This is a genomic window from Bacteroides graminisolvens DSM 19988 = JCM 15093, from assembly GCF_000428125.1.
Classification (GTDB): domain Bacteria; phylum Bacteroidota; class Bacteroidia; order Bacteroidales; family Bacteroidaceae; genus Bacteroides; species Bacteroides graminisolvens.
On sequence record NZ_ATZI01000001.1, the window covers coordinates 579,506 to 591,657 of the forward strand.

General features: G+C 42.0%; 12 protein-coding genes and 2 tRNA genes. 7 read left to right on the plus strand and 7 right to left on the minus strand.

Annotated elements, in window-relative coordinates:
- Positions 1–5 precede the first annotated feature (5 nt).
- The 6 genes from C511_RS0102315 to ribD form a co-directional block, all read right to left on the minus strand.
- A complete protein-coding gene (locus C511_RS0102315; protein ID WP_024995282.1) occupies positions 6–521 on the minus strand; it encodes an OmpH family outer membrane protein in 516 nt (171 codons plus the stop codon).
- A gap of 53 nt (positions 522–574) precedes the next feature.
- On the minus strand, positions 575–1,090 hold the full coding sequence (locus C511_RS0102320; protein WP_024995281.1) for an OmpH family outer membrane protein: 516 nt from the start codon (positions 1,088–1,090) through the stop codon (positions 575–577).
- Between the two features lie 30 nt (positions 1,091–1,120).
- Positions 1,121–3,736 carry an outer membrane protein assembly factor BamA gene (bamA, locus tag C511_RS0102325; protein ID WP_027317726.1) on the minus strand — a complete coding sequence of 872 codons (2,616 nt, stop codon included), beginning with the start codon at positions 3,734–3,736 and terminating at the stop codon, positions 1,121–1,123.
- 32 nt (positions 3,737–3,768) lie between these two features.
- Positions 3,769–4,503 (minus strand): isoprenyl transferase, encoded by a 735-nt coding sequence (locus C511_RS0102330; RefSeq protein ID WP_024995280.1) that lies wholly within the window; start codon positions 4,501–4,503, stop codon positions 3,769–3,771.
- Between the two features lie 50 nt (positions 4,504–4,553).
- Positions 4,554–5,837, minus strand: coding sequence for a DUF6242 domain-containing protein (locus C511_RS0102335; RefSeq protein WP_024995279.1), 1,284 nt, complete (start codon positions 5,835–5,837; stop codon positions 4,554–4,556).
- Between the two features lie 114 nt (positions 5,838–5,951).
- Entirely contained in the window at positions 5,952–7,016 is a 1,065-nt protein-coding gene (ribD, locus tag C511_RS16020) for a bifunctional diaminohydroxyphosphoribosylaminopyrimidine deaminase/5-amino-6-(5-phosphoribosylamino)uracil reductase RibD (protein WP_024995278.1), read from the minus strand.
- Positions 7,017–7,070: 54 nt separating this feature from the next.
- Between ribD and prmC the strand changes: the two genes are divergently transcribed.
- From prmC to C511_RS0102375, 7 genes are all read left to right on the plus strand, one after another.
- Complete coding sequence (gene prmC / locus C511_RS0102345) at positions 7,071–7,919, plus strand: peptide chain release factor N(5)-glutamine methyltransferase (protein ID WP_024995277.1); 849 nt, start codon at positions 7,071–7,073, stop codon at positions 7,917–7,919.
- Positions 7,916–8,392: a regulatory protein RecX gene (locus tag C511_RS0102350; protein WP_024995276.1), complete on the plus strand. Its 477-nt coding sequence runs from the start codon at positions 7,916–7,918 to the stop codon at positions 8,390–8,392. The genes prmC and C511_RS0102350 overlap by 4 nt, the downstream gene beginning before the upstream one ends.
- A 94-nt stretch (positions 8,393–8,486) precedes the next feature.
- Positions 8,487–9,122: an orotate phosphoribosyltransferase gene (pyrE, locus tag C511_RS0102355; RefSeq protein ID WP_027317727.1), complete on the plus strand. Its 636-nt coding sequence runs from the start codon at positions 8,487–8,489 to the stop codon at positions 9,120–9,122.
- A gap of 98 nt (positions 9,123–9,220) precedes the next feature.
- Positions 9,221–9,631 carry an SRPBCC family protein gene (locus C511_RS0102360; RefSeq protein ID WP_024995275.1) on the plus strand — a complete coding sequence of 137 codons (411 nt, stop codon included), beginning with the start codon at positions 9,221–9,223 and terminating at the stop codon, positions 9,629–9,631.
- A gap of 40 nt (positions 9,632–9,671) precedes the next feature.
- The gene (argH, locus tag C511_RS0102365) at positions 9,672–11,018 is read left to right on the plus strand and encodes an argininosuccinate lyase (RefSeq protein ID WP_024995274.1); all 1,347 of its coding nucleotides are present in this window, start codon (positions 9,672–9,674) and stop codon (positions 11,016–11,018) included.
- 124 nt (positions 11,019–11,142) lie between these two features.
- Positions 11,143–11,218, plus strand: a tRNA-Gly gene (locus C511_RS0102370).
- Positions 11,219–11,235: 17 nt separating this feature from the next.
- Positions 11,236–11,319: transfer RNA gene (locus C511_RS0102375), tRNA-Leu, on the plus strand.
- Positions 11,320–11,383: 64 nt separating this feature from the next.
- Here C511_RS0102375 and C511_RS16025 read toward each other — a convergent pair.
- Positions 11,384–12,130 (minus strand): hypothetical protein, encoded by a 747-nt coding sequence (locus C511_RS16025; protein ID WP_024995273.1) that lies wholly within the window; start codon positions 12,128–12,130, stop codon positions 11,384–11,386.
- Positions 12,131–12,152: the final 22 nt, after the last annotated feature.

Genomic DNA, 12,152 nt, shown 5'->3' on the forward strand with positions numbered 1-12,152 from the left:
TGTTATTATTTCAACCCCAGTTTTGCTTTAACCAGCGGTGTTACATTTACGCTAAGTTTTTCATTAACGAAAGGAATAGAAGTTCTGGCCAAATCAAAGATGTAAACCAGATTTTCAGCTTCACCCACAGCCTTGATTGCATCTTCTACCTTCTTGCTGATAGGAGCCATCAGTTCTGTTTGCGCTTTTTGCATGTTCTGAGCAGCTTCTTGTTGGAATTGCTCGCTTCTTTGCATCATATCCTGCAATTCCTTTTGTCTTCTTTCAGCGATATTTTGTGGCAAAGAATCTTTCGCCATAGCTTGTTGAAACTCTTGGTACTTTTTGTTGAACTCGTCGTTGGTTCTTTTGATTTCGTCCGTGTATTTTTTCTCAAGAGCCTGTAAGTCGGTCTGAGCTTTTGTGAATTCAGGCATAGCCATGATGATTTCATTCGATGTAACGTGACCGAATTTCAAGGTTTGAGCAGCTACACCCATCGGTAAGATAAGCATAAGAGCAATTGCAATTTTTTTAAGCATAATTCTATTCTTTATTTAAATAATTATTTTTTCTTGGATGCAAATGTATGAAATTAATTTGAAAATCCTAATTTCGCCAATACTTCATTGCTGATATCGATACGTGGATTAGCATATATTATGCTATTTGCCGACGCTCTGTCAACTATAGCAGAATATCCTTTCAACTCAGCCACTTGCTTAACTGCTTCATAGATTTGGTCTTGAATGGGCTTAATCAGTTTCTCTCTGAGTTTGATGGCTTCCCCTTCCGGACCAAAATATGCGCGTTTCAGTTCGGATGCCTGTTTTTCTTTGGCTACAATATCTTCCTCTCTTTTTATTTTTTGAGCTTCAGATAATGTTTTGGCATCTGCCTGATAACTTTTATACATGTTCTGTGCCTCTTTCGATAAGTTTTCAATCTCCGACTGCCACTTGGTGGTAGCCTGATTCAACTGATCGTTGGCTCTCTCATACGATGGAATATTCTTTAAAATATATTCCATATCAATTAATGCAAACTTTTGTGCATTGGCTGCAACAGCTGTTGTGAGCAGCAAAACAAATAACAGAACAGATCTTCTCATGACGTTTAGCTTTAAATGATTATACATAAGTTAGAATTCTTGCCCCAAAATAAAGTGGAACTGACTGCCACCGTATTGTTTGGAACCTAATATCTTATCAAATCCGTATGCCCAGTCGATACCCATCATACCAATCATAGGCAGGAAGATACGTACACCCACACCGGCAGAGCGTTTTAGCTCAAACGGGTTGAAGTCTTTGATGTCGTTCCATGCGTTACCTGCTTCGAGGAATCCTAATGCATAGATGCTGGTACTTGTTTCAAGCATTAACGGGTATCTTAATTCCAGTCCCAAACGTGTGTAGGCATATCCTTCCATTCCTCTGTAAGGAGTCAGTGAGCTGTTTTCGTAACCACGAAGTGCAACACTTTCAGTGGCGTAGCTTGAATATCCGGTCATACCGTCACCTCCCATATCGAATGTCTCGAAAGGAGATTTCTTGTTTTTGTTGAAATGACCCAAGATACCGAACTCGGCACGCGTCATCAATACCGGAGCTTTGGCACCGCTGGTGAAGGCGGTATATGTTTTTGATTTCAGCTTCCATTTGTGGTATTCAACCCATTTATGCATCTTGTTTACATCGTCTTGGTTGCTCAGATTGTATGAACCGTAATCAACTCCGTCAAACAGAGAGTAAGGCGGTGTAACCTGTACAGATAGTGAGAAATCAGATCCCTGACGTGGGTAGATGGGGTTATCAGTAGAGTTACGAGCCAGTGTAAGGTTCAGGCTGATGTTGTTACATCTACCGTTTGTTACAGGGAAATACTGCCACTCTTTCAAGATATAGCGTTGGTAAGAAAGCTCGGCCGACAAAGTAAAGTAGTCATCCGGCCAGCTTAAACGCTTACCCCAACCTACAGAAAGACCATACATCTTGATCGATTTGTCGGGGTCAAGGTAATTTTCGTAGTTATTATAGTTGTAATTGCCATATCCGCCACCGTAAAGGCTATTGTAATAGTTGTTCATGTAGCCGGTGTTGTAATAGCTGCTACTGATATCTGTTTGCACAGAATAGAAAGCTGAAACAGAGAATGAATTAGGGCGTTTTCCGCCAAACCAGGGATCAAAGAAAGACACACTGTATGACTGGTAATACTTAGCATTGGTTTGTCCGCTGATGGTCAGTGTCTGACCGTCGCCCTGCGGCAAAATACCACGGTAGTTTTCTCCCGGTTTCAATAAGTTAGGCAGTGAGAAGTTAGTGAACTTCAAACTAAGCTTACCGATGACACCCGTTTGTCCCCAGCCGGCAGAGAATTCTACCTGGTCATTGGCCTTTGATACGAGGTCATAAGCAATGTCAACCGTACCGTTTACCTGATCAGGTTGAATGTCTGGCTTGATATTTTCAGGGTCAAAATGGCCCATTTGCTGAATTTCACGCATAGAACGCATCAGGTCTTCCTTGCTGAACAATTGTCCCGGACGAGTACGCAACTCACGTCTTACAACGTTTTCATACACGCGGTCGTTACCGTTGATTTTTATTTTGCTGATTGTAGCCTGACGACCTTCGTAAATACGCATTTCCAAATCGATGGAGTCGTTTTCAATATTTACTTCAACGGGTTCTAGGTTGTAGAACAAATAACCGTTGTTGTAATACAAGTTACCAATAGCGTCATCGTCAGTAGTAACACGTTCGTTGAGCAACTTCTGGTTATAAACATCGCCTTTTTTCATTCTCAACAGGAAGTTGAGCTGTTCGGACGGATACAAAGTGTTACCCACCCAAGTAACGTTACGTAAGAAGTATTTTTGACCTTCATCAATACGCATGAACACGTTCACTGTTTTTTGATCATACGGACTGATGCTATCTTCCACAATGCGTGCATCACGGTAGCCTAACTCGTTGTACTTGTCAATGATCAACTGCTTGTCGGCCTCATAATTCTCGTTTACAAACTTTTTGGTCCGGAACAAATTCAGCAGTTTATTCTTCTCGTTGGTCTTCTTCATGACTCTTTTCAACTTGGACGCTTTAAGAGCCTCGTTACCCACGATGGTTATTTTATGCACTTTTACTTTTTCCTTCTTGTCAATTTTAACATCAACAATAACTTGATTCTCGGCCGAAGCATCATCTCGTTGTCCAATGATTACATCGGCATTCTTAAAGCCTTTGTCATCGAAGTATCTTTTGATGAGGGTTTTGGCGCGGTCAACCAAGTTAGGTGTAATCTGACTACCCTTCACCAAGCCCAACTTGGCTTCCAAGTCTTCTTTCTCAGATTTCTTCACTCCATAATAGTGAATTTCAGAGATACGCGGACGTTGTGTCAGAGATATTTTCAGATATATCTTATTATTCTCTATCTTCTCGGCAGTAATGGCCACGTTAGAGAAAAGTCCATGCCGCCAATATCGCTTAATAGCCCCTGTTATATCATCACCCGGTACGGTAATGGTTTGGCCAACGGATAGTCCGGAAAGACCAATCAGAACGTAATCTTCGTAGTTTTTTACACCGGTAACCTCAATACCGCCAATTTCATATTTTTTGGGAGTACCCGAATAAAGAATCACCGGCTTTGAGGAGTCGTCTGTGCTTACATTTTGTGCGTAACCTGAAGTTGTTAGGCTACATAAGCCTACAAACGCGATGAGTATAGCAGAAATACGATTGTGCATTTACTTATTTATTTTGAGTTATTGTTCTAAAGTTAACTGATTTGCTCACTGGTTTTTCCGAAGCGGCGTTCTCTTTGTTGATAGTCGAGAATTGCCTTATGAAATTCTTCCTTCCTGAAATCAGGCCAGAAGGTATCGCAAAAATAGAGTTCCGAATAGGCAGATTGCCACAGCAGGTAATTGCTTAAACGTATTTCTCCTCCGGTACGTATGAGTAAATCGGGGTCGGGCATGAAGTGTGTACTTAGGTGCCTGTTTATGCAGTCGCAATCAATGTCCTCGGGTTTCAATTCCCCTTTTTGCACCTGTGCGGCTATCTTCTTCATGGCATCTGTTAGTTCCCAGCGCGAAGAGTAGCTGAGAGCAAGTACCAAACACATACCCGTATTGTTGGCCGTATGTGAAACGCATTGTTGTAAGCGCTCTCGCACGCTGGCCGGTAGCTTTTCTATATCACCGATGATTCGGAAACTGATGTTGTTCTTCATGAAAGTTTCCTCTTCTACGGAGTCAATGAGCAAGCTCATGAGGGCGGCGATTTCATCTGTGGGTCTGTTCCAGTTCTCTGTAGAGAAGGTGTACAGCGTGAGAAATTTAATGCCCAACCTGGCTGCTTCTTCAGTAATGACATGGACAGTCTCTGCACCAACCTGATGGCCGTAACTACGCTCCTTGTTGCGGAGCTTAGCCCATCGTCCGTTTCCGTCCATGATTATAGCCACATGTTCGGGTATCCGGTTAATATCTATTTGCTCTTTATTGTCCATTACTGTAACTGTTTAAGTATACTTAGGCACGCCTTATCAGCATGCTATATTCAATCATTGTTGATTATAAAACCTAGTTTATTAATTCGCCCGCGCCAAACTTCATCTGTTGCGCCAGCTGTTTTACTCCACATAATCCAGATGTAATTGTTTGCATCTACAACTGCGGAGCAGTTTTGTCTTCCCTTAAATTGAGAAGGCAAGAGCGTTTTGGTTTCGGCAGGTTTCCATACGATGCCTTCTTCTGATACATACAAGGCACTGAAGTCACCTCCGAAAGCATAGAATTTATTACTGTATCTCATGATGTGCGGGCTTGTCATAGCCGGCAAAGCATAAGATGAAGTCGTTTCGGAATCACTCCATTCCAATCCGTCAAAAGAGAACCAAGGAGTGGTTTTAGTCGTTGATTTTCCGGCAATGAATGCAGTTGTCATTTGAGTTCTGCTGGTGAATACCGTGGTCGAAATGTTTTCAAGCGGGAATGCTGCAGGGACTTCTACACCTGTTTGCCAAGAAGTTAGAGCGTTGTCTGAAATGGCAAATAGATTCTTTCCGTTTGCTTCAACAACAGCAGCCAAGCTATTGGGGAATGCAGCTGTCAGTGCAACCACATGGCCACTTAATGCAGTCCATTCCGACCAGCTGGTCCCATTTTCACTGTAGAACAATTTTCCGCTTTGCGTTGCTGCAAATATTTTGCTGCCAAACACCATTAAAGAATGCATCTTAGTATCGGCGGGCAGACCGGTAACAGCGCTTTTCGTCCACGATTTGCCATCGTTCACAGATGCACTGAAAGCAACAGAATAACTTCCGTATGTCCAGATGCGATTATTGAGTACAACTGATTTTTGTGTTCCGGTAATTTCTCCGGCAGAGAAAGAATCAGTCATTTTGTTCCAATTCAAAGAATCAGGATCTTGCTTGTGTCTGCGTACTTCCACGCTATACTTGCGAGTGTATTTACCATCGGCCGAGTGAACGGTTAATTCGAGTGGCTTCTCCATGGTCTTAGACAGATCCAGAGAGTCGGCCACATTAAACAGGGTGTCGGCTGAAGTCACATAACCGGATACCGTCAACGTTTTAATCAATACCTTGTTAATAATCGTATCGGAACTTACCGGGAGCGAGTCAACGTTATATATCTTATTATTGGCGTTGTCAATAGTAAAAGCGTAGTTTTCGCCATATATCGTATCAATGGCAAATGCGTGAATTGTGTCGTCTGAACTGTATTCAATGTTCTTTTCGTCGGAGCTCAAACATGAACTGACAATAATAGCCGTAGCAAAGGAGCAAAGAATTACTGATAAAAACTTTATTTTCATTTGGAGCTTGGTGTTTATTTACAAATTGCAAAAATAGAAACAAATTTCTCTATATTGAACATCTTGGGCAAGTTTTATATAAAATTATAGATAATCGCCCTCTTTTTAAAAGCTTTATAAATCATCTTTTTTCTGAGTTTGTTGTCTATTACGAATGAAATGCCAGATGGGTATGCCAAACTTTTTATCGACGGAATGGCTTATTCTCTCGTCTATTTCCGGAGATTTTACCCCCGAACCCAATTGCTTACGACTTTTCTCTATATAAATTTCATCCCATAAACCACTGTCAATGAATGACTGTAGCAGTTGGCTGCCTCCTTCGACAAATAACGATTCGATTTTCTTTTTGTATAAAGCCGTTAAAATTTGCGGGAGGATATCTTCTGTGTAATCCAGCGTGATGAATTCTACACCGGAAGTTGATTTTCTTTCTTTGGCTGTGAAGACCAGCGTAGATACTGTTCCGTCAAAAAGATGCAAGTCATCGGGTAACGTGAGGTGACGGTCCAACACCACGCGTGTAGGGTGTTTGCCTTCCCAATTGCGCACGGTGAGGAACGGATTGTCTAATTTTGCCGTACGTGTTCCTATCATAATGGCGTCTGCTTCTGCTCTTCTTTTATGTACAAGCATGGAAGTTAGCTCCGTAGATAAGATAGCGGGTGTTCCTTCCGTGCGGTTCAAATCAATAAAACCATCGGCAGATTCGGCCCATTTAAGAATGATGTAAGGTCGTTTCAATAGATTGAACGTGGTAAAAGGTTTGATGAGCTTTTTACATTCTTCTTGGAGCATGCCCACTATAACTTCGCAACCGGCATTTCTTAGGCGGCGTATGCCGCGACCGGCAACCTCAACAAACGGATCCTCGCAGCCTACAACAACTCGTGGAATACCTTTGGAAATGATCAGATCAGCACAGGGAGGTGTTTTTCCGTAATGTGAACAAGGCTCCAGACTTACATAAATGGTTGACCGTTTCAGGAGTGATTCGTCTCTTACGGATCGAATGGCATTAACTTCGGCATGTGCCTCTCCGTAACGTATGTGGTAGCCTTCACCTATGATTTTGTCATCACATACTATTACTGCTCCTACCATGGGGTTGGGCGAAACATTGGCATGGCCGTTTTTGGCCAACTGAATGCATCGCCTCATGTATTTTTCTTCTGTCATCTCTTAGGCTTGTAACAATATAATTAGTACTTTTGCACACTAAAAATTTAAAGCATGAATCATCTTCTTTCGTATATTAAAAAAACGCTCGAGAGTCATTTCCCGCCTGCCGAATTAAAAAGCCTGACGAAAATAATCTGTTGCGACCTGTTGGAAATCAGTGAGCTCGACTTTTATGTTCGCAAAGATATTCATTTATCTGAAAATAAACAGAAAGAGCTCGAAACAATTCTTCACAGATTAATCAATCACGAACCAATTCAGTATATAGTAGGGCATACTCCCTTCTGCGGTCATTCTTTTGAGGTCAATCAACATGTACTGATTCCCCGTCCGGAAACGGAAGAACTTGTTGAACTCATTGCCAAGGAAAACCCCAAAGCGAAGTTGATTTTTGATATGGGTACCGGGAGCGGCTGCATTGCTATCTCATTGTCTAAAAAACTGCCTGATTGTGAGGTAAGGGCCTGTGATATTTCGGCCGAAGCCTTGAAGGTTGCCCGCCGGAACAACAAGCGCTTAGGTGCATCTGTTTGTTTTGAAAAGCAAAACATTTTGAAATACAAATTTCCGGCCAATCTGGAGGAAATGCTTAATCTGGATGTGATAGTTAGCAATCCACCTTATATAACCGAGTCCGAGAAAGCAGGAATGGATCCGAATGTGCTGGAGTGGGAACCGGCTACTGCACTGTTTGTTCCCGATGATGATCCGCTGTTATTCTATTCTTGTATAGCAGAACTCGGATTCTTTCTACTCTCTTCCGAAGGCAAATTGTATTTTGAGGTAAACCAAGCCTACGGTAAAGAGGTTTGTGAGATGTTGAATGATATGGGTTACAGCCGTGTGCGTTTAATAAAAGATATGTTTAACAATAAGAGATTTGTTAAAGCCTGTATATGAAAACAATAACGGAAAGTGAAGCCTTGAGCCGTGTGGCTTTCTATTGTTCTTCTGCCGAACATTGCCGTTACGAAGTAGAAGAGAAATTGAGAAAATGGTCGCTCGACGAACAAGCCATTGGGCGGATACTGCAAAAACTAGAGTCAGAAAGATACGTGGATGATGACAGATACTGCCGCGCTTTTGTTGCCGATAAAATAAACTTTGCCAAGTGGGGTAAAATGAAAATATCAAGGGCATTATCCCTGAAGAAAATAGATGATGAAATTATTCAGAAGTATTTGTTGCAGATTGATGAAGATGAATATAAAGCGATGTTGCGCCATCTTATTGCCGAAAAAAAGAGAACGATTAAAGGCGGTAATGAGTATCAAATACAGGGCAAGCTCATACGGTTTGCTTTGAGTAGAGGCTTTCATTTAAAAGATATTTACCAGTGTGTAGGCAAACAAGATGATGAGTTTTTTGAGTGATTTCTGTATTTTATCCAAAAATATTTGAATTCTTCTTTTCATTCTCATTGAGTTTCCTTATTTTTGTGCCATATAATTATAGTAGCTATTAGTTATGAAAACGTTAGAGAGACTATTTGCAGAGAAATTGCTAAAGATCAAGGCAGTTAAACTACAGCCCGCCAATCCTTTTACGTGGGCTTCAGGTTGGAAATCTCCGTTTTACTGCGATAACCGTAAAACGCTTTCTTATCCTTCTCTCCGTAATTTTGTTAAGATTGAAATTACCCGCCTCATACTTGAACGTTTTGGGCAGGTAGACGCTATAGCAGGCGTGGCAACCGGTGCCATTCCGCAAGGGGCTTTGGTTGCTGATGCACTGAACTTACCTTTTGTCTATGTGCGTTCAACTCCCAAAGATCATGGGTTGGAGAATTTGATTGAAGGAGAATTGCGACCCGGAATGAAGGTTGTGGTTGTTGAAGATTTGATTTCAACAGGAGGTAGCAGTCTTAAAGCGGTTGAAGCAATTCGTCGCGACGGATGTGAAGTCATAGGAATGATTGCCGCTTTTACTTACGGATTTGATGTAGCGGTTAAAGCATTCAAAGATGCCAAGGTTCCTTTGGTTACTTTGACAAATTATGAAGCAGTGATTGAAGCGGCTCTTCGTACGGAGTATATTGACGAACCCGATGTGGCTGTGCTTGAAGAATGGCGCAAAGACCCTTCTCATTGGGAGCCTAAATAATTGAACTTCGGGAGTATTCCCGTAACTAAGAATAAAATATGTAATTCGGGCGCGAGAGTGTCTGAATTATTTTTTATCATCCTAAATCAACAAAAGCAATGAGTCAATTCGAAAGCAGCGTGAAGCAGATACCTTTCAGTCAGGAACGCGTGTATGCCAAGTTATCCGATTTAAGTAATCTGGAGTCGATGAAAGACCGTATTCCTCAAGACAAAGTGAAAGACATTAGCTTTGACTCGGATACGCTTACCTTTAGCGTGGACCCGGTTGGTAAGATTACCCTTCAAGTTATAGAACGCGAGCCGTTCAAATGTATTAAATTTGAAACAACACAGTCGCCACTACCTTTTAATTTGTGGATTCAGTTAGTGCCCGACTCTGAACAGGGGTGCAAAATGAAATTAACCATCCGTGTTGATATCAATCCGTTTATGAAAGCAATGGTTCAAAAGCCTTTGCAAGAAGGCATTGAGAAGATGGCCGACATGTTGGCTATGATACAGTATTAACAAGAAATCAACAGGTAATTAACAACTAATCAACATAGCTATGGCGCAGAAACTTTGGGAAAAATCAGTTCAGGTAAACAAGGAAATTGAACGATTTACCGTAGGTCGTGACCGTGAAATGGACTTATATCTAGCCAAACATGATGTGTTAGGCTCGATGGCGCACATTACCATGCTGCAAAGCATCGGCCTGCTCACTGAAGATGAGTTGAAACAATTATTGACTGAGTTGAGAAAGATACATGCTCAGGTAGAACAAGGCAATTTTGTGATTGAAGAAGGAGTTGAAGATGTTCATTCGCAGGTTGAATTGATGCTGACTCGGAGTTTGGGCGATGTAGGTAAGAAAATACATAGCGGACGCTCCCGTAACGATCAGGTTCTGCTTGATCTGAAGCTTTTTACCCGTGCTCAGCTTAAAGAAGTAGCCGAACTCACTGAGCAACTCTTTTATGTACTCATCAATCAAAGCGAAAAGTTTAAAAACATACTGATGCCGGGGTACACCCACCTTCAGATTGCCATGCCCTCTTCCTTTGGTCTTTGGTTTGGTGCCTATGCCGAGAGTTTGGTGGACGATATGATGTTTCTTCAGGCGGCTTTTAAGATGTGCAACCGAAATCCGTTGGGTTCGGCTGCCGGCTATGGCTCCTCTTTCCCGCTAAACCGTAGCCTGACCACCGGTCTGTTGGGTTTTGATTCTATGAATTACAATGTGGTATATGCACAGATGGGACGCGGAAAGGTGGAACGTAACGTGGCATTTGCACTTGCCAGCATAGCCGGAACCCTGTCGAAATTGGCTTTCGATGCTTGTTTGTTTAACAGCCAAAACTTTGGTTTCGTTAAATTGCCCGACGAATGTACCACAGGATCCAGCATCATGCCCCACAAAAAGAATCCCGATGTATTTGAACTTACGCGAGCCAAATGCAATAAAATACAATCACTTCCGCAACAGATTATGATGATTGCCAATAACCTGCCATCGGGTTATTTCCGCGATTTGCAGATTATTAAGGAAGTCTTCCTCCCGGCTTTTGATGAGCTGAAGGACTGTTTGCGAATGACTACTTACATCATGAATGAGATCAAAGTCAACGAGCACATTCTGGATGATGATCGTTACCTGCTTATCTTTAGCGTGGAAGAGGTGAACCGCCTGGCGCGCGAAGGAATGCCTTTTCGTGACGCATATAAGAAAGTTGGCTTGGATATTGAGGCCGGTAAGTTTACCCATAGCAAAGAGGTGCACCACACACACGAGGGTAGCATAGGAAACCTTTGCAACGATCGCATTAACTTGCTGATGCAGGAAGTCATTGAAGGGTTTAACTTCTGTTCCATGGCTGAGGCCGAGAAAGCTTTGTTGGCTACGGGAGAATAAACCCTCTGAAAGTGAGGCTGATAGACGGGTGTTGCTTAATAAATGTTTGTTGCCTGCTAATTTTGGTATAAAAAAGTTTGGCAGATACGGTAAAAGCTATTATCTTTGCACCCGTTGAAAAAACGCGAAAGTAGCTCAGTTGGTAGAGCATAACCTTGCCAAGGTTAGGGTCGCGGGTTCGAGTCCCGTCTTTCGCTCCAATGATCTTTGAATTGTTGCTCGAATGGTGGAATGGTAGACACGAAGGACTTAAAATCCTTTGGCTATTGCAGCTGTGCGGGTTCAAGTCCCGCTTCGAGTACGATTAGTCCTCTGTAAACTAACTGTTTACGGAGGATTTTTTTATCTCTATATTGATTTCTTTATTAAAAAGTGTACCCTATCACACTAGACCAACCGTCTAAGAAACTGCATTTTTCCACAACGTCTCTCAGACTTTTGAATTGAGCACGGACAGATATCATCTGTTTGTTCTTTCTTGAAAGTTTGAAGTTTATCCCTGCATTTGCGTAATATCCAGGAAATATACCATCCATCCATTTCTCACTTCGCTCGTTTCGTTTTTCTTTGCCATTGAGTATGCTACTGATATCTATTCCAAGTTCGGCGAATGGTCGTATCATTCCTTTGGGGTAAGTATAGCGAATTCCCAGTTTACCCGAAAGCATTGTTCCGCTGTGCTTGAATACATTGATCGAGTTGTCTTCATTTAGTGATTGGGCAGACGATGTGATACGCGAAAGCGAAACATCGAAGCATCCGCTGAATGCACTCATCCAACGTTTATTGGTTATAGCAAATGTGACGCCCGCCAGAAAAGATAAATCGGGTGAGCTGTATAGCCCTATTGAACTTCCAGATGGTATCTTATATTGTATAATGCCTATGTAAGGAGTTACATCCAGTTGTATGGAGCGTTTGGCTTCGTGGGTTTCAAATTCAATACAGTCCATTTGGCTGGTACACATCTCTTCATGATATTTCTTAGTGATATTTATGAGGTCCTTTCGATTGAATTTGGCTTGATCTATTTGGGCATTCAAGCTAGGACAATCTTTGAATGCGTAGTGAAGTAAAGGAATGTATCGGTCGGTTTCCCCTTTGAACTGCATATTGGTAGTTGGCTTATGCGCA

Bases quoted from the DNA above. Each gene is read 5' to 3' on its own strand.
- C511_RS0102335 (WP_024995279.1), bottom strand. From the start codon at position 5,837: ATGAAAATAAAGTTTTTATCAGTAATTCTTTGCTCCTTTGCTACGGCT.
- ribD (WP_024995278.1), bottom strand. From the start codon at position 7,016: ATGACAGAAGAAAAATACATGAGGCGATGCATTCAGTTGGCCAAAAAC.
- C511_RS0102360 (WP_024995275.1), top strand. From the start codon at position 9,221: ATGAGTCAATTCGAAAGCAGCGTGAAGCAGATACCTTTCAGTCAGGAA.
- C511_RS0102320 (WP_024995281.1), bottom strand. From the start codon at position 1,090: ATGAGAAGATCTGTTCTGTTATTTGTTTTGCTGCTCACAACAGCTGTT.
- C511_RS0102350 (WP_024995276.1), top strand. From the start codon at position 7,916: ATGAAAACAATAACGGAAAGTGAAGCCTTGAGCCGTGTGGCTTTCTAT.
- C511_RS16025 (WP_024995273.1), bottom strand. From the start codon at position 12,130: ATGCAGTTCAAAGGGGAAACCGACCGATACATTCCTTTACTTCACTAC.
- C511_RS0102330 (WP_024995280.1), bottom strand. From the start codon at position 4,503: ATGGACAATAAAGAGCAAATAGATATTAACCGGATACCCGAACATGTG.
- C511_RS0102315 (WP_024995282.1), bottom strand. From the start codon at position 521: ATGCTTAAAAAAATTGCAATTGCTCTTATGCTTATCTTACCGATGGGT.
- prmC (WP_024995277.1), top strand. From the start codon at position 7,071: ATGAATCATCTTCTTTCGTATATTAAAAAAACGCTCGAGAGTCATTTC.
- argH (WP_024995274.1), top strand. From the start codon at position 9,672: ATGGCGCAGAAACTTTGGGAAAAATCAGTTCAGGTAAACAAGGAAATT.
- pyrE (WP_027317727.1), top strand. From the start codon at position 8,487: ATGAAAACGTTAGAGAGACTATTTGCAGAGAAATTGCTAAAGATCAAG.
- bamA (WP_027317726.1), bottom strand. From the start codon at position 3,736: ATGCACAATCGTATTTCTGCTATACTCATCGCGTTTGTAGGCTTATGT.